This is a genomic window from Roseovarius litoreus (assembly GCF_900142765.1).
GTDB lineage: Bacteria > Pseudomonadota > Alphaproteobacteria > Rhodobacterales > Rhodobacteraceae > Roseovarius > Roseovarius litoreus.
The window spans coordinates 182,100-205,545 of record NZ_FRCB01000003.1; the positions used below are offsets into that span (position 1 = coordinate 182,100).

Here is a 23,446-nt window from a genome sequence, read left to right on the forward strand (position 1 = left end):
CCTGTTGCGCGTGTCGTTGGTCATTCTGCGGCCACCCCTTCAAGGCGATCCTCGATGGCGTCTGCCGCATTGCGCAGGGCGCTGAGCGTCGCTTCATCGGGGGACCAATAGGCGCGGTCATGGGCTTCGAGCAGGCGGTTGGCCATGCGCGAGGACGCCACCGGATTGAGATCGGTCAGACGCTTGCGCATCGCATCGTCCAGCACGAAGGTTTCCGAGATCCGCTGATAGACCCAGGGCTCCACCTGTCCGGTGGTGGCCGACCAGCCCATCGTGTTGGTCACATGGCTTTCGATCAGCCGCACGCCCTCGGCGCCATGCTTGAGCAGAGCCTCGTGGAATTTCGGGTTCAGCGCCCGCGACCGCGTCTCGAGCGAGACCTGATCGGCCAGTGTGCGCACCTTGCCCGCGCCGCGGGTGGTGTCCGAGATGTATATCGCCGCCTCTTGCCCGCCGCGTGCGCGCTTGACCGCACGGGAGATCCCGCCAAGCGTGTCGAAATAGTGATCCACCGTGGTCACACCCAGCTCGACCGATTCAAGGTTCTGATAGGCCAGATCCACATCGCGCAGCGCCTGCTGCAGAAGCGCCGTGTTCTGCTGGGCCTTGCCGTTGACGCCATAGGCAAAGCTCTTGCGCGTCTCATAGGCATCGGCCAGCTCGTCCTCGTCGCCAAAGGCCGACCCGTCGACCAGTTGGTTGACGTTTGACCCATACGCGCCCTCGGCATTGGAAAACACCCGCAAGGCCGCGGTTTCCAGATCACAGCCGATCTTTTCGGCATAGCTGAGCGCATGGGCGCGGATGAAGTTCTGCTCCAGCGGCTCATCGGCCAGCGCGGCTTTCAGCGCGGCCTCGGCCAGCAGCCGGGTCTGGAGCGGCAGCAGGTCGCGGAAAATCCCCGACAGGGTCATGATGACATCGATGCGCGGCCGGCCCAGTTCGGCCAGCGGGATCAGATCGGCGCCGCAGAGTCGCCCGAAGCTGTCGAATCTCGGCTTGGCGCCGATCAGCGCCAGCGCCTGTGCGATCGGGCTGCCATCGGATTTGATGTTGTCCGACCCCCACAGCACCAGCGCCACGCTGCGCGGCAGGCTCTTGTGGGTGTCCAGCAGGATCTGCGCCTGCTTCGCGCCCTCGCGACAGGCAAACTCGGTGGGCATCCGGAACGGATCGAAGGCATGGATATTGCGCCCCGTCGGCAGGATATCGGGCGAACGGATCAGATCGCCGCCCGGCACCGGCGCGGTGAACCGGCCATCCAGCGCCTTGAGCAGCCCTGCCATCTCGCCATTGCTTTGCAGCAGGCCGTCCACTCTCGCGAGGGTCTCGGCATCGGTGCCTTCGATCAGGCGCAGGTAATCGGCGCGGGCCGCGTCGCTCATCGGCTGACCCAGCACATGCAGCCCCTCGGGGATCAGCGCATCCTCGGTCTCGAGCAGGCGCAGCCACAGCGCCTGCGGATCCGCGCCATTCAGATCGACCGCCGCCGCCTGCTCGGCGATCAGCGCCTCGAGCTCGGCGCGCTCATGCGCATCGGGCGTCATGCCGCGCCAGCGCGTCAGGCTGTCCTTCAGCTCCGCCAGCCCCTTGTACAGCCCCGAGGCTGCCAACGGCGGGGTCAGATGCGTCACCGTCACCGCGCCCGAGCGGCGCTTGGCCAATGTGGCCTCGGACGGGTTGTTGGAGGCGTAAAGGTAAACATTCGGCATGTCGCCGATCAGCCGGTCCGGCCAGTCCGAGGGGCCAACGCCCGCCTGCTTGCCCGGCATGAATTCCAGCGCGCCATGCATCCCGAAATGCAGCACCACATCGGCGCGGAACGTGGACTTGAGCCACAGATAGAAGGTGCTGAACGCATGGGTCGGGGCAAAGCCGCGCTCGAACAAAAGCCGCATCGGATCGCCTTCATAGCCGAAGGCGGGTTGCAGCCCGACGAATACCTTGCCCATTTGCGCGCCCAGAACGAACACGCCGCGCCCGTCGGATTGAACCTTGCCGGGGGCCGGGCCCCATTGCGCTTCGATCTCGTCCAGCCAGGGCGTGCCCGCCACGATGTCGTCGGCGCTCACATGCGCCGCGACATTGGCCTCCTGACCGTATTGCTGGGCGCTGCCTTCCAGCACGCTGGCGCGCAGCGCCTCGACGCTGTCGGGCGGCGTCACGTCATAACCGCGATCGGCCAGCGCGTGCAGCGTGTTGTAAAGCGAGCGGAACACATCCAGATAGGCCGCCGTGCCCGCAGCACCCGCATTGGGCGGAAAGCCGAACAGCACGATGGCCAGACGGCGTTCAGCCACTTCCGAACGACGCAGCGCCACCAGCCGCTCGACCCGTGTGGCCAGCCGCTCGATCCGGTCCAGACAGGGCGCCATCGCCTTGGCGCTTTGCCCGGCCTGGCAGCGATGCGCGCAGCCGGTGCAGATATCCTCGCCATGCCGCCCCGCAAAGACCGTGGGGTTGGTCGCGCCATCCAGCTCGGGCAGCGCGATCAGCATGGTGGTCTCGATCGGGCCCAGCCCCTGCGCCGAGGTCGCCCATTGACCAAGCGTCTGGAATTCCAGCGGATGTGCGGCCACATAAGGCACGTCGAGCGCGCTCAGGATGCCGACAGCGGCGTCATTGTCGTTATAGGCCGGTCCGCCCACCAGCGAGAACCCGGTCAGCGACACCAGCGCGTCGATCTTCGCGCCTGTCGCGTCTCGGAAGAAAGCCTCGATCGCCGGGCGCCCGTCCAGCCCCGAGGCGAACGCCGCCAGAACCCTCAGCCCCCTTGCCTCCAGCGCCCGGATCGCCGCGTCGTAATGCGCGGTATCCCCCGACAGCACATAGCTGCGCATCAGCAGCACGCCCACCGTGCCGGTCGCGTTTTCGGGGCAGGGCAGGGCGCGGGCATCCTCGGTGATGCGGTCGGGCAGATCGGGGTGATAAAGCCCGGTATCCGGGTATTCCAGCGGTGCGGGCGCGCGCGTGCCGCGCCACTCCGCGATCCGGCAATAGCGCGAGATCAGGAAGCGGACCATGCCCTCGATATTGTCGTCCGATCCACCCAGCCAGTATTGCATGATCAGGAACCAGGCCCGCAGATCCTGCGCCTTGCCGGGAATGAGCTTGAGGATGCGCGGCAACCGCTTGAGCATCTTCATCTTGCGCTCGCCGCTTTCGGTCGAGGGCGCCGACGAGCCGCGCAGCTTCTTCAGAAGCTTGCGCGTCGCGGTTTCCGGCGCGGCCATGTCCAGCGTGCCCATGCGCGTCAGCTTGACGATCTGCGCATCCGCGATGACCCCGGCCATCGCATCGCAATGATCGCGCCGCGCCAGCAGGTCGGGCAGGATCGCATTGATATGCTCTTCGAGGAAGATCAGCGACGACACCACGATATCGGCCGTCGCGATGTCGCGCTTGGCGGCGGCCAGCGCCTCGGGGCTCTCCCCCCATTCGGCGGCGGCATGCACGCGGATCGCCAGGCCCGGAAAATCCCCCGCCATGCGCAGCGCGGCCCGCTCGCAAGGGCCGGCCGCATGGCTGTCCAGCGTCAGGATCACGACGCTGTAGCGGGGCTGCTGCCCGGTCATGGAGACGTCATCGCGCATAATGTGCCTTGGCCTCGTAGAGCGTGTCGATGCCGATTTCCTGCATCCCGCGTTCGCTGGCGAAGAGCTCGGTATTGCGCCGCGCCTTGCCGCGCACGAAGAACGGGATCTTCTTCAACTCGCGCTCCGCATCGGCCAGCCAGATGACCTCGCCGGGCGCTTTCTTCTGGCCGGAAATATCCTCGGGGGGAGCGTCGAAATCCTGCGGGATTTCGGCGTGGGGGGCAGACGGCCCCCCTGCTTCGCGCGGCACATGCGCGCCGCCATGATGGCTCGCACCTGCCGCGTCGTGAAACTCGAAATCCTCGCGGAACATGTGCAGCAGATGTTCTTCCAGCCCCATGACCAGCGGATGCACCCATGTGTCGAAAATCACGTTGGCGCCTTCCAGACCCATCTGCGGGCTGTAGCGGGCGGGGAAATCCTGCACATGCACCGGCGCCGAGATGACGGCGCAGGGAATGCCCAGACGCTTGCCGATATGGCGCTCCATCTGCGTGCCCAGGATCATTTCCGGGGCCAGTTCCTCGATCCGGGCCTCGACATCCAGGTAATCGTCCGAGATCAGCGCCTCGACCCCGTATTCCTTGGCCAGCGCCCGGATCGGGCGGGCCATCTCGCGGTTGTAGCAGCCCAGGCCCACCACCTCGAAGCCCATCTCGTCGCGCGCGATGCGGGCGGCGGCGGCCACATGGGTGCCATCCCCAAAGACAAAGACCCGCTTGCCGGTCAGATAGGTGGAATCGACGCTGGCCGAATACCACGGCAGGCGCAGCCGCGCTTCATCCAGTTTCGCAGGAAGGCCCGACAATTCACTGACTTCGCGGATGAAATCGCGGGTCGCACCGACGCCGATCGGCACGGTTTTCGTGAAGGGCAGGCCCAGTTCGCGCTCCATCCAGCGACAGGCCGCCTCGCCGGTCTCGGGATACATCAGCACGTTGAGATGCGCCGCCCCCAGCCGGGTGATGTCCTCTGGAGACGCGCCGTAAGGCGCGCAGACATTGACCGAAATGCCCATCTCCTCCAGCAGCGCCGTCACCTCGGTGATGTCGTCGCGATGCCGGAAGCCAAGCGCTGTCGGCCCGATCAGATTGGCGGTGATCCGCTCGGTCTTCTCGACCGGACGGGCCAGTGCGCGCACGATCTGGAAAAACGTCTCGTCGGCGCCGAAATTTTCCTTGCGCTGATAGCTGGGCAGCTCAAGTGCGATCACCGGCACCGGCAGCCCCATGGTTTCGGCCATGCCGCCGGGATCGTCCTGGATCAGCTCTGCGGTGCACGAGGCGCCGACGATCATCGCCTGCGGCTTGAACCGGTCATATGCGTCCTGACAGGCGGTCTTGAACAGGTTCGCCGTGTCGCTGCCCAGATCGCGGGCCTGAAAGGTGGTATAGGTCACCGGCGGACGGTGGTTGCGCCGCTCGATCATGGTGAACAGCAGATCGGCATAGGTGTCGCCCTGCGGTGCATGCAGCACGTAATGAAGACCGGTCATCGCCGTGGCCACGCGCATCGCGCCGACATGCGGCGGGCCTTCATATGTCCAGACGCTCAGCTTCATGCCGTGGCCCCCAGCTTAAGGGCCTCGCGGCGGCGCACCGGACGCGAGAAGAGCCCCGCCAGATCACCCGCCTGCTCGTAGAAATGCACCGGCGTGAAGACCAGCTCGATCGCCCATTTGGTGGTCAGGCCCTCGGCCTCCAGCGGATTGGCCAGACCCAGCCCGCAGACCGTCAGATCCGGCTGCGCCGCGCGGCAGCGCTCGAGCTGCAGATCCACATCCTGCCCTTCGGACAGTTGCGGGCCTTCGGCCAGCAGGTCCAGCTCGGGGCCGACAACGGCGCGATGCAGGAAGGGTGTGCCCACCTCGATCGCTTCCATCCCGCATTCGCGCGTGAGGAACCGCGCCAGCGGAATTTCCATCTGGCTGTCGGGGAAGAAGAACACCGATTTGCCGTTCAGTGTCTCCGTTGCCTTGGCAACGGCCTTGCGAGCTCGTGCGCGGGGCGCGTCCGTAACGGCGCCGAAACGCGCCTGATCGACGCCGAACTCCCGCGCAACGGTCTGGAGCCACGCAGTGGTGCCCTCCTCGCCGAACGGGAACGGCGCGGGGAGATGACGCGCCCCGCGTCTCTCCAGGGCAGCATGGGTGCCGCCGAGGAAAGGCTGTGTTAGTGCAAAAACGGTATTCGGACCGACGGTCACTTCGGTATCGGCATGGCGTGCGGGCAGCACGGTGACATCCTCGATACCCATCTGTGCCAGCAGATCGAGCGCTTGATCCTCGACCACATCGGGCAGCGCGCCCACCAGCATCAATTGCCGCTTGTCGGTCTCGGGCAGGGTGGGCACCATCGAGGCAAGGCAGGCATCCTCGCCTTCGGTAAAGGTGGTCTCGATCCCCGATCCGGAATAATTCAGCACCCGAACGCGGGGCGCGTATTTCATCGTCAGCCGCTCGGCGGCGCGGGCCAGATCCAGCTTGATGACTTCCGATGGGCAGCTTCCCACAAGGAACAGTTGTCGGATATCGCTGCGGCGCGACAAAAGACGGTCGACCTCGCGCTCCAGCTCGTTCTGGGCATCGGCCAGCCCGGCCAGGTCGGTTTCTTCCAGAATGGCGGTGCCGAAACGGGGCTCGGCAAAGATCATCACGCCGGCCGCACTTTGCAGCAGATGCGCGCAGGTGCGCGATCCCACGACAAGGAAGAACGCGTCCTGCATCTTGCGGTGCAGCCAGATGATTCCCGTCAGACCGCAGAACACCTCGTGCTGTCCGCGCTGTTTGAGAACCGGCGCGTTGCGGCATCCGGTGCTGGGCGGCGGGGGGGTATGACGGGTCATGCCGCACCCTCCGCCTGCAGGCGCGCGGCCCGCAGTTTGAGCAGGAATTGACCCGCGTTCACCACATAGGCAGCATAGGCGGCAAGGGCCACGACCATCTGTCCATCCGGCCCCATCGAGCCGCTGAACAGCACCCAGACATAGGCTGTATGAAGGCCGATCACGGCAAAGCTGAACACGTCTTCCCAGAAGAAGGCAGGGGCGAAAAGGTATTGACCGAAAACGACTTTTTCCCAAATCGCCCCGGTCACCATGATCAGGTAGAGGAACCCGGTCTTGACCAGGATCGACCATGTCGCCGCCTCATAGCCCAGACCCGTGGTCAGGAAGCGCAGCACCAGCACCAATGAGATCAGGAAGACCAGGAACTGCATCGGCGCAAGAATGCCCTGAACCAGTGTCCAGATGCTCTCGTCGCGTCGCGCGCGCTGCGCCTCTGTATAGAGACCCGAGCGGTCGTGTTCCGGACCAGAATGCGGTGCCATGTTCCCCCTCGCAGGCCAATGAGTATGGTCCGATGCTAGAGGTGAGAGCTGGAAAGTGTCAACTAAAACTTACACTTTGAAACGGGGTATGCTGTCAATCTTGCATGATTCTCTGGGTCAGAGGTGTCCCGATACCGGTTTTTCCCAATGTTCAGGCAAGTTTACCCGTTCCGCCCGCGGCAATTTCTCTATCAGGAACAGCGATATGCGATGTTTTCCGGGGGCAATCTGTCAAGTTTATTTGACATTTTTAAAGTGCGGTCTCATGCTTTATTATAAGGGGCGGCATTGGAAATGCGCGCGACACGCGATGGCCATATTGGCCGGGAGGGGTTCATGGAACTAGACCCGCGCAGACAGCGCTCCGGAATGTCGGCCCCGCAGGGGCACGGGATCCGCTTCTTGGTCGAATCGGCGCTCCGAAGTATCGCCTCCGAACGGGTCACGAACTGGCCCACGACGCGTGCACAATGGGTCGAGCGCCTATGCGAAGCCCTCATGTCCACCTCGGAAACCAGCCACCAGAGCGTGATCGCGGAATTGATCTCGATCGGTGTGAGCAGCCAGGACATCTACCAGATTTTCGTCCCCGAGGCGGCGCGCCATCTCGGCAAACTCTGGCTGCATGACGAGGCGAGTTTCGTCGATGTCTCGATCGGCGCCGCGCGCCTGCAGGCGCTCCTGCGCGAGGCCGAAGGCAAGGGCCACGCAAAGGGCGTCGATACCAGTATCCCGTTGGGGCAATCCGTCCTCATCGTGATCCCGGAGTTCGAACAGCATTCGCTCGGCGCCTTCGTGGCCGCGGATCAGTTCCGCCGTCACGGGCTGTGGGTGCATATGGCGATTGCCCTGAATCCGGATGAGTTGGTTAATCTTGTTGCAACCGGAAGATTTTCGATGATCGGGGTCACGGCTGCCAGCCGGAAAACGGTTGAAAAGCTTGCCGGGTTGGTGGAATACATACGGTCAAGAACGGAAACCTGTCCCCCGGTGGTCGTGGGCGGCCGTGCGGTAGACGAGATCGCGGATGTCGCGCGACGAACGGGGGCGGATTTCGCAGTTAAATCAGTTCGTGAGGCTGTAGAACGTTGCGGCCTTGCGACCGTTGCCGAGACACTGTCATCAGATATTGCCCTGTAAGCGGCGCGGCGGTGTTTTCGGCCCTTGAGGTGGAAAAGTGACCAAACAAACTCGGACATCGGAACGACTGCGCGCTGGTGTTCTGCCGGATCCGACGCATATCGAGCATCTGATCGAGCAGGCCTGCGATATCGCGGTCGTCGTGGATGTGCAGGGTGTCGTCACGGGCATTTCGGTCAATTCCGACAGCGCCTCTCTGGGCTGTCTCGATCATTGGGTGGGGCGTCCCTTCGATGACTTCCTGACCGAGGAATCCGTCAGCAAGTTCCATGACCGGGTCGCACGGATGCGCGCCGATACGGCCCTTGTGCCGCGCCCGATCGAGATCAATCATATCGACAACGCGAAATGGGAATTCCCCATTCGCTACTCGCTGCACCGCATCGCCAATACCGGCGCGATCCTGATGCTGGGCCGTGACATGCAGCCTTTCGCCGAAGTGCAGCAGCGGCTTGTGCGCGAACAGATGGCGCGCGAGCGTGACCAGCAAAAGCTGCGCGGGGCCGAGACCTATTTTCGCGTCGTGCTCGAGGCATCGGACACGCCGATGGCGCTGGTCGATCCCGAAAGTGGCCGGATCGGCGATCTGAACTCGGCCGCGGCCGAGCTGATGGGGGGCAAGGCCGATCTTCTGACCGGCAGCGCCATTGCCCAGGCCTTCGAGGGGCGCCGCCGTTCGGAATTCATGGATGCCCTGAAATCCGCCGCCTCTTCGGACGAGATGAAAGGGGTCGAGGTGGTCGCTCGCCGCAATGGCCGCGTCATCACCATCTGCCCGCAGTTTTTCCGCGCCTCCGGCGACCTGGTGCTGTTGTGCCGCATGGCGACTTTGGAAGATGTCGATGCCGGCGGTGCCGAATTGGCCAACACCCTGTCCTCGCTCTTCGCCTCGACCACCGATGCCATCGTGCTGGTCGATCTCAAGGGGGTCATCCGCGAGGCCAATGAGGCGTTTCTGGTCATGACCGACGCCGCACAGTTGCGCGACATCAAGGATCAATCGCTTTCCGAATTCCTGTCCCGTGGGGCGGTGGATATGAAGCTGATCCTTGAAAACACGATCAAATCCGGGCGGTTGCGCAGCTATTCGGCGCAGCTCAAGAGCGTCGTGGGCACCCGCCTGCCGGTCGAGATTTCCGCAGCCCACCTGCGCCAGCGCGGTGGGGACATGGGGCTGGGCCTGATTATCCGCGATGTCACCCCGCTCGAACAGGGGGCCGCGACGGACAGCTCCGCGATGGTCAGCGACGACGCCATGAAGAACGTCATGGACCTTGTTGGCACCGCTTCGCTGAAAGAACTGGTCTCGGCCACATCCGACGTGATCGAGAAGATGTGCATCGAAACCGCCGTGCAGATGACCAACAACAACCGCGTCGCCGCCGCCGAAATGCTGGGCCTGTCGCGTCAAAGCCTTTATGTGAAGCTGCGCAAGCACGGATTGCTGCATTCCGGCGACGAGTGACGCCGATCCGGGGCGGACTGAGGCAAGAAACCCCTTTCCCGGAATCGAATTGTATAGTTTAATTGACACTATGAGTGTCACGTATTCCCTACACACCTCCCGCCGCCTGCCCAAACCGCGCGCCGTTCTCACCCTGATCAAGCCGATCACGTGGTTCCCGCCGATCTGGGCCTATCTGTGCGGCGTCGTCGCCTCGGGTGTCCCGCTGTCGCAGGCGCCCTGGCTGGTGCTGGTCGGCATGGTTCTGGCCGGGCCTGTGGTCTGCGGCATGAGCCAGGCCGCCAACGACTGGTGCGACCGGCATGTGGACGCGATCAACGAACCGGACCGCCCGATCCCGTCGGGGGCGATCCCCGGCCGCTGGGGCCTCTGGATCGCCCTTATCATGAGCGCCATGGCGCTGGCGCTTGGCGCGCTCTTGGGGCCGTGGGGCTTTGGCGCCACCGTCTTTGGCGTGCTGGCCGCCTGGGCCTATTCCGCCGAGCCTGTCCGCCTGAAGAAATCCGGTATCTGGGGTCCGGCCCTTGTGGGCCTGTGCTACGAAGGATTGCCGTGGTTCACCGGTGCTGCCGTGCTGTCGGATGGCGCGCCGTCCTGGCCCATCGTCACGCTGGCGCTGCTCTATGCACTGGGCGCGCATGGCATCATGACACTCAACGATTTCAAGGCGCTCGAGGGCGACCGTCAGACCGGCGTCAACTCTCTGCCCGTCACATTGGGGCCAGAGCGCGCCGCGCGTGTCGCCTGCTGGGTCATGGCGCTGCCGCAACTGGCGGTCGTGGCGCTGCTTTACGCCTGGGGCAGCCCCTGGCATGCACTGGCCGTTGGCGCCCTGATCGCGGCGCAGCTTTGGGCGATGCGGGTTTTGCTGTCCGATCCCAAGGGCCGCGCGCCCTGGTACAACGCCACCGGCGTCACGCTTTATGTCAGCGGCATGATGGTTTCGGCCTTCGCCCTGCGCTCCATGGGAGGGTTCTGAATGACGCTCGGCTGGCTTTCCATTGTCCGCCTCGGGCTGGTGCAGATGGCGCTTGGCGCGATCGTCGTGCTGACCACATCGACGCTCAACCGCCTGATGGTGGTGGAGCTGGCGCTGCCCGCCGTGCTGCCCGGCCTTCTGGTGGCGCTGCATTACGGCATTCAGATCACTCGCCCCAACTGGGGCTTCATGTCCGACGCGGGCGGGCACCGCACGCGCTGGATCATCGGCGGCATGATCGTTCTGGCGCTTGGCGCGCTTGGCGCCTCCTACGGCGTGGTGCTCTTTGACACCAGCTTTGCCGCGGGCCTGTCGCTCTCGATCCTCGCCTATGCGCTGATCGGTCTGGGGGCAGGGGCCTCGGGCACCTCGCTTCTGGCACTTCTGGCCACCGCCACGGCACCGCATCGCCGCGCCGCCGCCGCCACGATCACATGGCTGATGATGATCTTCGGCATCGCCGCGACCGCAGGCACCGTGGGCGCCTTTCTCGATCCCTACAGCCCGGCGCTCCTGCTCAAGATCGTGGGCATCGTCACCGGCGCCGCCGTCACCGTGACCATCCTTGCCTCATACGGCATCGAGGCCCGCGTGCAGGCCGAGCGCCGCCCCCCCGACACCACCCGCTTCATCGACGGCCTGCGCGAGGTCTGGGCCGAGCCCGCCGCGCGCAATTTCACCATCTTCGTGTTCCTGTCGATGACCGCCTATTTCATGCAGGAACTGATCCTCGAACCCTATTCCGGGCTGGTCTTCGGCTTCACGCCGGGGCAATCCACCTCGCTCAGTGGCGCTCAGAATGGCGGGGTTTTCCTTGGCATGCTCACCGTCGGCATCGCCGCCACCGGCTTTCGGCTTGGCTCCTTGCGCAACTGGGTCGTGGCGGGCTGTCTCGGCTCGGCGGGCAGCCTTGCGCTGATCACCTTTCTGGGCGGCGCGGCCGTGCCGTCGGCCCTGATGCCGGCTGTGGTCTGTCTGGGCTTTTTCAACGGCATGTTCGCGGTGGCGGCCATCGGCTCGATGATGGCGCTGGCCGGCGAAGGCCGTGGCGCGCGCGAAGGCACCCGCATGGGTCTTTGGGGCGCGGCGCAGGCCATCGCGGCAGGCTTTGGCGGCCTTCTGGGGGCGGCGGCGGTCGATGTGATGCGCGTTGCCCTGCAGTCCGACGCACAGGCCTTTGGCATCGTCTTTCTGGCCGAGGCCACACTTTTCATCTTCGCGGCGCTGCTGGCGCTTCGGGTCATTGAACACGGGCGCGGCCGGGCCGCTGCCATCGTTCCGGGGGAATAGCAGATGTATGATGTCGTTGTCGTGGGCGGAGGCCCCTCTGGCGCCACCGCCGCCGAGGATCTGGCCCGTTCGGGTCACAAGGTGGCCCTTCTGGATCGCGCCGGGCGGATCAAGCCCTGCGGCGGGGCGATCCCGCCCCGTCTGATCGCGGATTTCGATCTGCCGGACGAACAGCTCGTCGCCAAGATCACCACCGCGCGGATGATCTCACCCACCGGGCGCAAGGTCGATATCCCGATCGAAAACGGCTTTGTCGGCATGGTCGACCGCGAGGATTTCGACGAATTCCTGCGCAAGCGCGCCGCTCGCGCCGGCGCAACCCGCGCCACCGGCACCTATCTGCGGATCGAACGCGATGAGGCCGGCACGCGCGTTGTCTATCGCGACAAGGTCAGCGGCAATGAACGCAGCCTCGCCACGAAGCTGGTGATCGGCGCGGATGGTGCGCGCTCGAACGTTGCGCGGACCGAAGTGCCGGGCGGCGACCGCATCCCTTATGTCATCGCCTATCACGAAATCATCGAGGCACCGGGCAAGGTGGGCGATTACGACCCTGCACGCTGCGACGTGATCTATGACGGGCGTATCTCTCCCGATTTCTACGGCTGGGTGTTCCCGCATGGCAAGTCCGCCAGTGTCGGCATGGGCTCGATGGTGCGTGACGTGGACCTCAAGAAAGCCACCGCCGATCTGCGTCTCGCCAGCGGTCTGGCCGATTGCCCCACCATCCGCAAGGAAGGCGCGCCGATCCCGCTCAAGCCGCTCGACCGGTGGGACAATGGCTCCGATGTGGTGCTGGCAGGTGACGCCGCCGGCGTCGTCGCGCCCAGCTCGGGCGAGGGGATCTATTACGCCATGGTCGGCGGCCGCGTCGCCGCCACCGCCGCGTCGGCCTGCCTCGCCTCGGGCCGCGCCCGTGACCTTCGGCTGGCGCGCAAACTTTTCATGTCCGAGCACAAGACCGTGTTCCGGGTATTGGCCTCGATGCAGAATGCCTATTATAGATCGGACGAGCGCCGCGAGAGGTTCGTCTCGCTGTGCCACGACATCGACGTCCAGCGCCTGACCTTCGAGGCCTACATGAACAAGAAACTCGTCCGCGCCCGCCCGATGGCGCATCTCAAGATCGGCTTGAAGAACCTCGCCCATCTGACGCGGCTCGTCCCGGCAGTCCGTGTATGACCGATTTTGCACCGACAGATTACCGACGTGATACCGACGCGATACCGACGTGGGAAAATGGCGTTCTCAAGCCCGTCGACAAGCTTGAAGCGCATCGCCGCGGATTGCGTCACAAGGCGGTTTCCGTCTTCGTGATGCATGGCGACGAGGTGCTGATCCAGCGCCGCGCCCTGGGCAAATACCACACCCCCGGATTATGGGCCAACACCTGCTGCACCCACCCCCATTGGGACGAGTCGCCCGAGGCCTGCGCGCAGCGCCGCCTGTCCGAGGAACTGGGCATCGAAGGGCTGAAGCTCGAGCACCGCGATCAGGTCGAATACCGTGCCGATGTGGGCGGCGGGCTGATCGAGCACGAATTGGTCGACATCTTCATCGCGCGGGTGCCCGCACGGATTCAGGTGGCCCCCAATCCCGATGAGGTGATGGAGACGGACTGGATCCAAATGTCTGATCTTGTTGGAAAAACAAGGCGCGACCCGGCCCGGTTCACGCCCTGGTTGCGGATCTATCTCGATCAACATGCCGAGCAGATATTCGCCTGATATCAGGTCGGATTGTTAAAAATTACTGACATTGATCTGTGTCAATCAAAGTTGACAGATAGCATGGCACGCTTGTCCTGAATAGGAGGCGCCATGAAACTGCTCTTGATCCATCCGAACTATCATTCCGGCGGTGCCGAAATCGCCGGCAACTGGCCCCCCGCATGGGTGGCCTATCTCGCCGGTCCGCTCAAGGCTGCGGGCTATGACGACATCACCTTCATCGACGCGATGACCAACAATGTCGAAGAAGATGAGCTGCGCGCCCGCATCGCCGAGATGCAACCGGATATAGTGGGTTGCACCGCCATCACCCCCTCGATCTACCGTGCCGAACGCGTCCTCGAGATCGCCAAAGAGGCCGCCCCCGACTGTGTCACGGTCCTTGGTGGCGTGCATGCGACCTTCATGTTCAAGCAGGTTCTCTCGGAAGCCCCCCATATCGACGCCATCGTGCGCGGCGAGGGCGAGGAGGTGTTTCTCGACTTCGTCCGCGCGGTCGAAGATGGCCGCTGGTACACGGATCGTAAACATATCAAGGGCATAGCCTATACCGACGAAGGCGAGATCATTGCTACTCAGGCCGCTCCCACGGTCAAGAATCTCGATGGGCTGACCCCCGACTGGTCGATCCTCGAATGGGAGAAATACATCTACATCCCGCTCAACACCCGGCTGGCCATTCCCAGCATGGCGCGCGGCTGTCCGTTCACCTGTTCGTTCTGTTCGCAATGGAAATTCTGGCGCGACTACCGCGTCCGCGACCCCAAGAAGGTCGTGGATGAAATCGAGGATCTTGTTGAAAATCATGGTGTTGGCTTCTTCATCCTCGCTGATGAGGAACCCACGATCAACCGTCGCAAATTCACCGAATTCTGCGAGGAGCTGATCGCGCGCGGCCTGCCTGATCGGGTGAAATGGGGCATCAACACCCGCGTGACCGACATCCAGCGCGACAAGGATCAGCTTGGCCTGTGGCGCCGCGCGGGCCTTGTGCATATCAGCCTCGGCACAGAAGCCGCCGCCCAGATGAAGCTGGACCTGTTCAACAAGGAAACCCGCGTCGAGGAAAACAAGGAAGCCATCCGCCTCCTGCGCGAGGCAGACATTTTCACCGAGGCGCAGTTCATCGTCGGCCTGGACAACGAAACCGAAGAGACGCTCGAGGAAACCTATCGTTTCGCGCGCGACTGGAACCCGGATCTGGCCAATTGGACGATGTACACGCCTTGGCCCTTTACCCCTTTGTTTCAAGAGCTTGGCGATAAGGTCGAGGTGTTCGACTTCGAGAAATACAATTTCGTCACCCCGATCATGAAGCCCGACGCGATGGATCGCGCCACGCTTCTGGACAAGGTGATGCACAATTACCGGCGCTTCTACATCAACAAGGCGCTGTTCCATTACCCTTGGCGGGGCCGGGGATTCCGCCGGAAATACCTTTTGGGCTGCCTGCGCGCCTTCGCCAAGGCCGGGTTTGCGCGCACCTTCTACGATCTGGGCAAGGTCGGATATTGGGGGCCGCAATCGAAAGAAAAGGTGGATTTCCATTTCGACGACAGCCGCCAGATCGCTCAGGCCCAGATGGCCGATTGGGAGGCGATGGCCGATCGAAAGAAAAAGGCCACCGAACGCCGGGTCGCCGTCCGCGATCAGATCAAGGCCGAAAAGGCCCGCATCGCCGCCGTGCAGGCCGAGGCGCGCGCCTGTGGCGGTGGGGCCGATACCCAGATCGAACGCACTCCGGCGGAGTAACGTGCCATGCGGGGGGACCAGCTTGCAGACCATGTTGTCGGGCCCAACGCGATCCTGCAGACCGCCGAGGCCCTGCGCGCCGAAGGGGGCGAGGCACTGACACGGCATGTCTTCGCCTCGGTCGGGCTGGAGCATCTGCTGGATCACCCCCCCGCCGACATGGTCGATCAGCGCTGCGCGGCGGCGCTGCATGGCGCGGTTTCCCGCCTTTTGCCTGCTCCGCGTGCCGAGGCTGTGGCGCAGGATGCCGGGGCGCGGACGGGTGCTTATATCCTTGCTCACCGCATCCCGGCCCGCGCCCAGACTATTCTGCGCCTGTTGCCTGCCGTTGTGGCGGGGCCCATTCTCTTGCGAGCCATCCGGCAGCACGCCTGGACCTTCGCGGGATCGGGCCGTGTGAGCACAGGCTCGCACGGAGGGCTGTCGCTGACCATTGCCGACAACCCATTGGCCACGCCCGGCTGCCCTTGGCATCGCGCGGTTCTCGAGACGCTTTTCAGTCGGCTCGTTGCCCCTGATATCTCGGTCAGCGAAACCACATGCTGTGCGCGCGGCGCCGCCGCCTGCTGCTTCGTCTTTCGGCGCGGAGGTGCAGGGGCTAGTGCGCCGCAGGCGCTGGCAGGCCTGTAATCTCGACATTCACGCAGGCCGGTTTGCCCGAGGCAAAGGCCCGCTCCAGCGCCGGGACCAGGTCTTCGAGGCGCGTCACGTACTCGCCATGCGCCCCAAGCCCTGCCGCCGCCAGATCATACCGCGCACCGCTCAAGTCGCAGCCGGTCAGCCGGTCCTGCCCGTAATCGCGGAGCTGGATCTGGTGCTCGGCATTCCAGCGCCGGTCATTGCCGATCACGGCGACGAAAGGCAGATCTTCCCGCGCCGCCGTCTCGAACTCCGGCAGGTGGAAGCCCGCGGTGCCATCGCCCATCAGCGCCACGATCCGTGCATCAGGACGCGCCGCGCGCGCACCGATGCCATAGGCGATGCCGGCGCCGATCGCCCCCGATGGCCCGTTGATGATCCGCCGCCCGGCGCGCAGCAGGGCTTGCGCCCATTGGCCGAACTCGCCCCCGTCACAGATCGCGATACTGTCAGGATGGTTCGAAAGCGCCTCTTGCACCGCCGCACAGAGCCCGGCCGAGGTGATCTTTCCGGCAGCGTCGGTCGCGGGCGCGGCTGGTTCTGTGCTCAGTTTCTGCAAGGCGCTGTCGCACCAAGCCTGACGCTTTGGCAGCGCAACGGGAGCGCCGATCAGCGCTTGTGCCATGCCGTACGCATCAGCCTGTGCGCTCAACACAAGCCGGTCGCCCAGATTGCGTCTTGCACGGTCAAGTTCAGGGGCATCGGGCTGAATGCAGATCCATTGCGCATCGCCCGTTCCGAACCCCAATGTGAAATCCACCCGCTTGCCGATGACGACGATCAGATCGCTTGCACCGAATACCTCTCGCAACCCGCCAAGCGACGGGTCGTTGAGCCCGCGAGGGCTTTCCATCGCGACGACCGGCGCGTCAACTGCGTTACGCAGAGCCTGTGCCAGCCCCGGTGCGCGTGTGTCGTTGAGTGCAGGGCCCAACACGATCAGGGGGCGGTCGGCCTTGCTGATGGCGCTTGTGATCCGTGCAAGGGTATCCTCGGCCATCTTGTGGGGTGCCACACCGGATGACGCGCCGACAGGCTGCGCATCGGCCGTCAGGATATCCACTGGCAGCGCCATGTGAACCGGGCCGGGACGATCCGCTGTCGCGGCGGTCAGCGCGCGCCCCAAATCCGCCTCGAGCCTGTCCACCGACATGGGCCGCAAGGACAGCCGGGTGAGCGGCGCGGTGATCGCGGTCTGGTCCATTTCCTGAAACGCGCCCCGGCCATCCTGCCCAACCGGGCTGTCACCCGAGAGAAGCAGAACCGGGGTTTCGGATTCGCTGGCCGAAAACAGCGCGCCTGCGGTATTGGCAAGCCCTCCGCCCGCCGTCACCAGCGCCACGCCGATCTTGCCGGTCACCTGGGCATAGGCCTCGGCCATGAAAACGGCGGCGGCCTCGTGCCTTGTGTGCACGATGCGGATGCCGGCGGTCAGGCAGGCATCGAAAATCGGCATGATCTGATTGCCCGACAGGGCGAAAATCACGTCGGTTCCGGCATCCGCCAGCGATTGCACCAAGAGATCCGCGCCTCGCATTGGTGTGCTCATGATTTCGACATCTTCGACGCCGAGTGATCGCGCACCGATTTGATACCGGCACGTACGATTGCGACGACGGTAATCAGCGTTACCGACCAGAAGAACCACGTGATCGGGCCACGGAACAGCACCTTCCAGTCACTGCCGGACATCAGCATCGACTGGCGGAAATTATCCTCCAGAAGAGGGCCCAGAATGAAGGCGATCAGGAATGGTGCGGCGGGCACATGATAGCGCATCATCGCATAGCCGACCCACCCCATGACGAACATCACGCCGACATCAAAAATGTTGTTGTTGACCGCGAAGACACCGTAGATGCACAGGACCAGAACGGTCGGGATCAGAAGCCGCTTGGGCACATCCGCCACGTATTTGAAGCCGCGGATCGCCGCGCTTCCGACGATGAACAGGAAGACCGAGCTGACGATCAGGCCCATGAACAGCCCATAGATGATGTCCACGTTCAGCACGAACATCATCGGCCCCGGCTGCAATCCGTGGATCATGAAAGCCCCGATGATGATCGCGGTGATGACGTCGCCCGGCACGCCGAGCGCCAGCAAGGGGATCAGCGTCGCACCGGCCACGCCGTTATTCCCGGCTTCCGAGGCGGCGACGCCCTCGATTTCGCCTTTGCCGAAATTGGCTTTGTTCTTGGAACGCCGCCGCGCCTCGGAATAGCTCAGAAAGGCTGCGGGCGCCGCCCCGATACCCGGAATGGACCCAAGGAACACCCCGATCATGCTGCCTCGAACGATCGAACGGAAACTCTTGCGATAATCGGCAAAGGTGACCCATTTGTTGCCGATCGAGCGTGTCTTGCCCAGATGCGCTGTCGGATGCCAGGCCATAGCAAGTACCTCGGGTATCGCGAAAAGGCCGATCAGAACCGCGATGAAGTTCAAGCCGCCCATCATGTTGGGATCGCCAAAGGTGAAGCGGTTCGTGCCATAGACCAGATCCAGGCCGATCGTCGCCAGCAGCAGCCCCAGAAGCGCCGACAGCGCCCCGCGCAGCAGGCTGTCACCCGACACGCCCGCGATGATCGTGAGCGAGAACAGGATCAGGGTGAAGAATTCCGGCGGGCCGAAATTCAGGGCGAAGGATGCCAGCCATCCCGCAAAGACGATCAGCGCCATGTTCGAGATCACGTCCGCCGTGCACGAGGCCCAAAGCGCCATGCCAAGGGCGCGGCCGGCTTCGCCTTTTTCGGCCATCGGGTAGCCGTCGAGAATGGTGGCCGACGAGGCCGGTGTGCCGGGTGTCTTGATGAGAATGGCCGGGATCGACCCGCCGAAGATACCACCCTTGTAGACCCCCAGCAGAAGCAGGATGCCGGTGATCGGCTGCATCGCAAAGGTGAATGGCAGTGTCAGGGCCACAGCCATGGTGGCGGACATTCCGGGGATCGCGCCACCGATCACGCCGATGACAACGCCGCCGAAAAGGGCGAGAAAGGATTCGACATTGCCGACAAGGGCAAGTCCGGCAAGCAGGCTGTCGACAAAGCTCATGGAAGTCTCACGATCGTGCCCTGCGGGATCGCGACCCCTGCGACATGGGCGAAAAAGGCATAGAGCACCAGCGGCACCGCAACGGCGCAGATCAGTGCTGCGATCGGATGGCGCGTCCGGACAAGGAACGCCGTTGCGGCAAAGGCCAGCATACAGGTCCAGACCATGCCAAGACGTGGCAGCAGATACATGATCACGATCATGATCGCGGCCATTCCCGCAAGACGAACCCACGCACGGGCGGGATCCTCCGAGGCTTCGTTGAGAGGAGTCTCATCGCCGCTGTCACGCAGTCCCGCCGCGACCAGTCCAAGCCCCGCTAGCGCCGTGAACCCCGCCAAGGCATAGGGCCAGAACAGGGGCGACAGGAAGATGTTGCGTATATTGCTTGGCGCGGCCACCCATTGGGGAATGGCCACAAAAATCAGAAACAGGGCGGCGATACATGCCCCCAGCCCCAATTGCAGTTGCATGCTTCGATTGGTCACGTGATCCCTCCCTCAAGAAATCACGCCGGACCCCTGGGGCCCGACGCGAGAATTTTGCGGTCGCGCGAGCATCAGCCTTCGATGCGCATGCCCAGATCGTCAACCAGTTTGCGGAACGTGTTGTATTGAGTCTCGATGAACTCGTTTGCCTCGGCCGGGTCCATCAGTCGGATCACCGATCCGCGCTCCGTCATCTTCTGGAGGAAATCCGCGTCCTGCGTCGCGGTCGCCATCCACTCGCCCCATTTCTGGGCAATGTCGTCCGGCAGGCCCGCAGGCCCGGCGATTCCGGTCCAGCCCACCAGCTGATGCAGCGCCGGTTTGCCCAGGTCTGCGGCGGTGGGTGCGTCAAAGCCTTCCACCGGCTCTGCCGTGGTCACCAGAATGACCTTGAGCTGTTCATTGGCCACGAAGCTCGCCAAAGCCGAGGAGTTTGTGCAGATGAACGTCGCCGTGCCGTTCAGAACCGCCGTGGCCGCAGCCCCGCCGCCCTTCAGCGGGATATGGGTGGCCTGGTTCAGCGGGTCTTCGATGCCGAATTCGCGCAGCACCATCGCCCCCGCCAGATGCAGCAGAGAGCCGACACCCGAAGAGCTGTAGGTCACGCCGCCTTCACGCACCTTGGCGATCAGATCATCCATGTTCTCGATGCCCGACGAGGGGTTCACCGCACAGGCGACAGGATTGATCTCATAGACGGTCACAAAGCGGAAATCATCGAGCGTGTAGGGCAGGGTGGCTTTCATTGCCGGGTTCACCGAGTGTGAGCCGACGCGCGCGAAAAGCATCGTGTAGCCATCCGGAGCGGCATTCTGCACGGCAACCGATCCCGTGGCGCCCCCCGCGCCCGTGACATTGGCCATAACCAAAGGCTTGCCCACAGCCGTTCCCAGAGGCTCGGCGATGGTGCGCGCGGAAATATCCGTAGCGCCCCCGGCGCCGTAGGGAATGATCATGTTGATCGGGCGTTCGGGATATTCGGCAAGGGCGGCGCCGGCCGACAGCCCGGCCATAAGCGCGCCGGTTGTGAAGATCGTCTTGAGTTTCATTATATTCCTCCCTGATTTCTTTGGACGGCATCAATCATAGCATGGAATTCCGCGCGCCCTTGACTTCGTATATCTTTAAGGGGAGCTTAATAGAAGAAATATTCAATTACAAAAATTGTTAGTTTTGCTAACGGAAAAGGGCCGATGTCGATCAGAATGCTGCGCACCCTGATTGCGGTGGATGAAAACAGGACATTCAGTGCCGCGGCGGATGTCGTGCATGTCACGCATGCGGCCGTCAGCCAGCAGATGCGCGCCCTGGAAGAGGAATGGCAGGTCACCCTGTTCGACCGGTCGCGGCGCACACCGGAACTGACCCCGACGGGCCGCGCGATCGCGGCCAAGGCGCGCGATGTCGTGCGGGCCTATGACAATATCGTGCCGTCGGTCATCAGCGGCGAAAGTCTTGAGGGAGAGGTTGCGCTTGGCGCGGTGCCGACCACTCTGATCGGGCTGGCGCCCTTGGCAGTCTCTTTGCTGAAATCGGGCTATCCGAACCTTCATGTGCGGCTTTTCCCGGGATTGACCACGCATCTTCTGGCGCAGATTGAACGTGGCGCGATCGACGCGGCGATCGTGTCGCGCCCGGTGATCTTGCCGCGCGATCTTGAGTATCGCGAACTTGCGGAAGAGCCATTGCAGCTGCTTGCCTCGCAGGATGCCGAGAGCGACGATGCCGTCGAATTGCTGACCACCCGCCCCTTTATCCGCTTCAACCGCGATGCGGTGGTGGGGCGTCAAATCGAATCCTGGCTCCAGGAGCAGGGCATTCGCGTTCAGGAATCCATGGAGCTTGAGGGTCTGGAAGCCATCTCCAGCATGGTGCTGGCCAATCTGGGCGTGTCGATCGTGCCGGAAAGCTGCGTGAAAACCTGCAATCCGCTGCCCATCAAGCGGCTGCCGCTTGGCCCCAATGCGCCCACGCGTCATTTGGGTCTGATCTTTCGCAAGGACAATCCGCGCCACCGCGTGATGACCGGGCTGGAAGCGGCCTTGCTGGAGGCTGTTCACCTTGGAGAGTTTCATCCCGGGGACAACAAGGACACCCCGAGCGCATGACGTCGGACCAGATCGCTTTCGTCGTGGCCGGCGCTGCAGCCGGCGGATTCATCAACGGCCTTGCAGGCTTTGGCACCGCCTTGTTTGCTCTTGGCTTTTTCCTCAGCGTGATGCCGCCGCCGCAAGCTGTTGCGGTGACGGTCGTTCTGTCGGTCATCAGCGGCATCCAGGGGCTTTGGGTGGTGCGCGCCGCGATATGGGAACGCCCGCGGCGCCTGATGCGCTTCTTGTTGCCGGGGCTTTTGGGCATTCCTTTGGGGATCATCACGCTGGCGGTGATCGACGCGCGCACGCTCAAGCTGATTATTGCAGGGTTTCTGGTGCTTTACGGCGGGTTCTTCAGCCTGCGCCGTGCCTTGCCCCGCTTCGAGAGGCCTACCCCGTTGATCGATAGCGGCGTCGGATTCCTGGGCGGAATTCTGGGGGGCGCTGCGTCGCTCTCGGGGGCGCTGCCGACCATGTGGTGCTCGATGCGGCCATGGCCCAAGGCCGAGACCCGCGCCGTGCTGCAACCTTTCAACGTCATTATTCTTGCGGTGACCACCGCCATCCTGGCGCTGCGGGGTGCCTATGACGCCACGACGCTTTTGTTCATCGCGGTGGCGGTGCCCTCGACCATGATCGCGGCGCAGATCGGGATTGCGGTGTTCAAGCGTCTGCCCGACGATCTTTTCCGGCGTCTGCTTATCGCGATGTGTTTCCTGTCAGGTGTCATCCTGATGGCGAGGGAATTGCTATGAAAATCGACCGCATCACCGTGCATGTGTTCCGCGCGCCCACGCAAAAGCCTGTTGCGACATCCTTCGGGGTGATGCGCGATCGTCCGGCTGTGTTCGTCCGTCTGAGCGATGGCGAGGGCGCGCATGGCTGGGGCGAAATCTTTGCCAACTGGCCCGCTGCCGGAGCCGAGCATCGCGCCCGCCTGCTGATGGAGGATGTCGCCGATCTGGTGCTGGGCCGTGAGGTTGAGGCGCCGGAGCAACTGTTCGATGCCCTGACCCGGCAGACCCATATCCGCGCCCTGCAATGCGGTGAATGGGGTCCGTTCCGGCAGGTGATCGCCGGGCTGGACACGGCGATGCATGACCTTTTCGCGCGGCGCGCGGACCTTTCGCTGGCCGCGTATCTGTCTGCGGAGGCTGGCGCCTCGGTGCCGGTCTATGCCAGCGGCCTGCATGTCTCGGCGGCGGGAGAAGAGATCGCAGCGGCCCGCGCGCGCGGCATCAAGGCGTTCAAGGTCAAGGTGGGCTTCGATGCGCGGCGCGATCTTGACGATTTGGGCGCGCTGGTGGCAGGGCTGCAGCAGGGCGAAGCCCTGATGGCGGATGCCAATCAAGCCTGGTCCTTACACGAGGCCGAAGAGTTTGCCCGGCAGTCAGAGGGCCTGCACCTTGCCTGGCTCGAGGAGCCGATCCGCGCCGACAGTCCGCTTGGTGAGTGGCAAAGGCTGGCGCAAGCCTGCGCTACCCCGCTGGCTGCGGGCGAAAATATCGTGGGGTTTCAGGATTTTGCAGCCGCAATTGAAAGTGGTGCATTCACTGTGCTGCAACCCGATGTCGCCAAATGGGGCGGCGTGTCTGGCTGTCTGGCGGTGGCCCGGCAAACGGTGGCGGCGGGGCTGCGCTATTGCCCGCATTTTCTGGGTGGGGGCATCGGGCTTTTGGCCTCGGCGCATGTGCTGGCGGCGGCTGGCGGTGACGGGATGCTGGAACTCGATGCCAACGCCAATCCGTTGCGCGATAGCTTCGTCGCTCAACACCCTGTTACTGAAGGCGCATTTCCGATTGCCGAAAGCCCCGGCCTTGGCATCGACACTCTGCCTGATGAGATCGCGGACTTCCGTACGTTGACCTTGGACAGCGCAGGCGCTTGA

Annotated in this window: 19 protein-coding genes; 11 read left to right on the forward strand and 8 right to left on the reverse strand. The window is 63.8% G+C overall.

From position 1 onward, the window contains the following. Positions 1-20: 20 nt before the first annotated feature. The 4 genes from F3H35_RS07345 to bchF are packed head-to-tail and all read right to left on the reverse strand — an operon-like array spanning position 21 to position 6,925. Complete coding sequence (locus F3H35_RS07345) at positions 21-3,593, reverse strand: magnesium chelatase subunit H (protein WP_149778969.1); 3,573 nt, start codon at positions 3,591-3,593, stop codon at positions 21-23. Further along, positions 3,583-5,157 (reverse strand): ferredoxin:protochlorophyllide reductase (ATP-dependent) subunit B, encoded by a 1,575-nt coding sequence (bchB, locus tag F3H35_RS07350; protein WP_149778970.1) that lies wholly within the window; start codon positions 5,155-5,157, stop codon positions 3,583-3,585. The genes F3H35_RS07345 and bchB overlap by 11 nt, the downstream gene beginning before the upstream one ends. Further along, entirely contained in the window at positions 5,154-6,440 is a 1,287-nt protein-coding gene (locus F3H35_RS07355; protein WP_149778971.1) for a ferredoxin:protochlorophyllide reductase (ATP-dependent) subunit N, read from the reverse strand. The genes bchB and F3H35_RS07355 overlap by 4 nt, the downstream gene beginning before the upstream one ends. After that, entirely contained in the window at positions 6,437-6,925 is a 489-nt protein-coding gene (gene bchF / locus F3H35_RS07360) for a 2-vinyl bacteriochlorophyllide hydratase (protein WP_149778972.1), read from the reverse strand. Before bchF ends, F3H35_RS07355 begins: the two co-directional genes overlap by 4 nt. Positions 6,926-7,219: 294 nt before the next feature. Between bchF and F3H35_RS07365 the strand changes: the two genes are divergently transcribed. The 8 genes from F3H35_RS07365 to bchJ all read left to right on the forward strand — a co-directional run bounded on the left by F3H35_RS07365 (position 7,220) and on the right by bchJ (position 15,911). Continuing rightward, positions 7,220-8,065: a cobalamin B12-binding domain-containing protein gene (locus tag F3H35_RS07365; RefSeq protein ID WP_149778973.1), complete on the forward strand. Its 846-nt coding sequence runs from the start codon at positions 7,220-7,222 to the stop codon at positions 8,063-8,065. Positions 8,066-8,102: 37 nt separating this feature from the next. Beyond that, positions 8,103-9,530 (forward strand): transcriptional regulator PpsR, encoded by a 1,428-nt coding sequence (ppsR, locus tag F3H35_RS07370; RefSeq protein ID WP_223228343.1) that lies wholly within the window; start codon positions 8,103-8,105, stop codon positions 9,528-9,530. 70 nt (positions 9,531-9,600) lie between these two features. Continuing rightward, positions 9,601-10,509, forward strand: coding sequence for a chlorophyll synthase ChlG (gene chlG, locus F3H35_RS07375; protein ID WP_149778974.1), 909 nt, complete (start codon positions 9,601-9,603; stop codon positions 10,507-10,509). Further along, positions 10,510-11,799 carry a BCD family MFS transporter gene (locus tag F3H35_RS07380; protein ID WP_149778975.1) on the forward strand — a complete coding sequence of 430 codons (1,290 nt, stop codon included), beginning with the start codon at positions 10,510-10,512 and terminating at the stop codon, positions 11,797-11,799. It begins immediately after the preceding gene. 3 nt (positions 11,800-11,802) lie between these two features. Continuing rightward, positions 11,803-12,981: a geranylgeranyl diphosphate reductase gene (locus F3H35_RS07385; protein WP_149778976.1), complete on the forward strand. Its 1,179-nt coding sequence runs from the start codon at positions 11,803-11,805 to the stop codon at positions 12,979-12,981. Next, positions 12,978-13,526 (forward strand): isopentenyl-diphosphate Delta-isomerase, encoded by a 549-nt coding sequence (gene idi / locus F3H35_RS07390; RefSeq protein WP_188129909.1) that lies wholly within the window; start codon positions 12,978-12,980, stop codon positions 13,524-13,526. The genes F3H35_RS07385 and idi overlap by 4 nt, the downstream gene beginning before the upstream one ends. A 93-nt stretch (positions 13,527-13,619) precedes the next feature. Beyond that, positions 13,620-15,281, forward strand: coding sequence for a magnesium-protoporphyrin IX monomethyl ester anaerobic oxidative cyclase (gene bchE / locus F3H35_RS07395; protein WP_149778977.1), 1,662 nt, complete (start codon positions 13,620-13,622; stop codon positions 15,279-15,281). Positions 15,282-15,287: 6 nt separating this feature from the next. After that, a complete protein-coding gene (bchJ, locus tag F3H35_RS07400; RefSeq protein ID WP_149778978.1) occupies positions 15,288-15,911 on the forward strand; it encodes a bacteriochlorophyll 4-vinyl reductase in 624 nt (207 codons plus the stop codon). Here the strand turns inward: bchJ and F3H35_RS07405 are convergent. From F3H35_RS07405 to F3H35_RS07420, 4 genes are all read right to left on the reverse strand, one after another. Beyond that, positions 15,880-17,469 (reverse strand): thiamine pyrophosphate-binding protein, encoded by a 1,590-nt coding sequence (locus F3H35_RS07405; protein ID WP_149778979.1) that lies wholly within the window; start codon positions 17,467-17,469, stop codon positions 15,880-15,882. The two genes, bchJ and F3H35_RS07405, sit on opposite strands and share 32 nt — an antisense overlap. Further along, positions 17,466-18,977 carry a tripartite tricarboxylate transporter permease gene (locus tag F3H35_RS07410; protein WP_149778980.1) on the reverse strand — a complete coding sequence of 504 codons (1,512 nt, stop codon included), beginning with the start codon at positions 18,975-18,977 and terminating at the stop codon, positions 17,466-17,468. The genes F3H35_RS07405 and F3H35_RS07410 overlap by 4 nt, the downstream gene beginning before the upstream one ends. Next, positions 18,974-19,465: a tripartite tricarboxylate transporter TctB family protein gene (locus tag F3H35_RS07415; protein ID WP_149778981.1), complete on the reverse strand. Its 492-nt coding sequence runs from the start codon at positions 19,463-19,465 to the stop codon at positions 18,974-18,976. Before F3H35_RS07415 ends, F3H35_RS07410 begins: the two co-directional genes overlap by 4 nt. Positions 19,466-19,536: 71 nt before the next feature. Next, positions 19,537-20,514: a Bug family tripartite tricarboxylate transporter substrate binding protein gene (locus F3H35_RS07420; protein ID WP_149778982.1), complete on the reverse strand. Its 978-nt coding sequence runs from the start codon at positions 20,512-20,514 to the stop codon at positions 19,537-19,539. Between the two features lie 144 nt (positions 20,515-20,658). Here F3H35_RS07420 and F3H35_RS07425 point away from each other — a divergent pair, with 144 nt between their 5' ends. Genes F3H35_RS07425 through F3H35_RS07435 form a run of 3 tightly spaced genes read left to right on the forward strand, consistent with a single transcriptional unit; the run spans position 20,659 to position 23,446 of the window. Beyond that, entirely contained in the window at positions 20,659-21,573 is a 915-nt protein-coding gene (locus F3H35_RS07425; RefSeq protein ID WP_149778983.1) for a LysR family transcriptional regulator, read from the forward strand. Beyond that, entirely contained in the window at positions 21,570-22,313 is a 744-nt protein-coding gene (locus F3H35_RS07430) for a sulfite exporter TauE/SafE family protein (RefSeq protein ID WP_149778984.1), read from the forward strand. Before F3H35_RS07425 ends, F3H35_RS07430 begins: the two co-directional genes overlap by 4 nt. Next, positions 22,310-23,446 (forward strand): mandelate racemase/muconate lactonizing enzyme family protein, encoded by a 1,137-nt coding sequence (locus tag F3H35_RS07435; protein WP_149778985.1) that lies wholly within the window; start codon positions 22,310-22,312, stop codon positions 23,444-23,446. The genes F3H35_RS07430 and F3H35_RS07435 overlap by 4 nt, the downstream gene beginning before the upstream one ends.

Coding starts and splice junctions, on each gene's coding strand:
- F3H35_RS07345 (WP_149778969.1), bottom strand. CDS start 3,593: ATGCGCGATGACGTCTCCATGACCGGGCAGCAGCCCCGCTACAGCGTC.
- bchB (WP_149778970.1), bottom strand. CDS start 5,157: ATGAAGCTGAGCGTCTGGACATATGAAGGCCCGCCGCATGTCGGCGCG.
- F3H35_RS07355 (WP_149778971.1), bottom strand. CDS start 6,440: ATGACCCGTCATACCCCCCCGCCGCCCAGCACCGGATGCCGCAACGCG.
- bchF (WP_149778972.1), bottom strand. CDS start 6,925: ATGGCACCGCATTCTGGTCCGGAACACGACCGCTCGGGTCTCTATACA.
- F3H35_RS07365 (WP_149778973.1), top strand. CDS start 7,220: ATGCGCGCGACACGCGATGGCCATATTGGCCGGGAGGGGTTCATGGAA.
- chlG (WP_149778974.1), top strand. CDS start 9,601: ATGAGTGTCACGTATTCCCTACACACCTCCCGCCGCCTGCCCAAACCG.
- F3H35_RS07380 (WP_149778975.1), top strand. CDS start 10,510: ATGACGCTCGGCTGGCTTTCCATTGTCCGCCTCGGGCTGGTGCAGATG.
- F3H35_RS07385 (WP_149778976.1), top strand. CDS start 11,803: ATGTATGATGTCGTTGTCGTGGGCGGAGGCCCCTCTGGCGCCACCGCC.
- idi (WP_188129909.1), top strand. CDS start 12,978: ATGACCGATTTTGCACCGACAGATTACCGACGTGATACCGACGCGATA.
- bchE (WP_149778977.1), top strand. CDS start 13,620: ATGAAACTGCTCTTGATCCATCCGAACTATCATTCCGGCGGTGCCGAA.
- bchJ (WP_149778978.1), top strand. CDS start 15,288: ATGCGGGGGGACCAGCTTGCAGACCATGTTGTCGGGCCCAACGCGATC.
- F3H35_RS07405 (WP_149778979.1), bottom strand. CDS start 17,469: ATGAGCACACCAATGCGAGGCGCGGATCTCTTGGTGCAATCGCTGGCG.
- F3H35_RS07410 (WP_149778980.1), bottom strand. CDS start 18,977: ATGAGCTTTGTCGACAGCCTGCTTGCCGGACTTGCCCTTGTCGGCAAT.
- F3H35_RS07420 (WP_149778982.1), bottom strand. CDS start 20,514: ATGAAACTCAAGACGATCTTCACAACCGGCGCGCTTATGGCCGGGCTG.
- F3H35_RS07425 (WP_149778983.1), top strand. CDS start 20,659: ATGTCGATCAGAATGCTGCGCACCCTGATTGCGGTGGATGAAAACAGG.
- F3H35_RS07430 (WP_149778984.1), top strand. CDS start 21,570: ATGACGTCGGACCAGATCGCTTTCGTCGTGGCCGGCGCTGCAGCCGGC.
- F3H35_RS07435 (WP_149778985.1), top strand. CDS start 22,310: ATGAAAATCGACCGCATCACCGTGCATGTGTTCCGCGCGCCCACGCAA.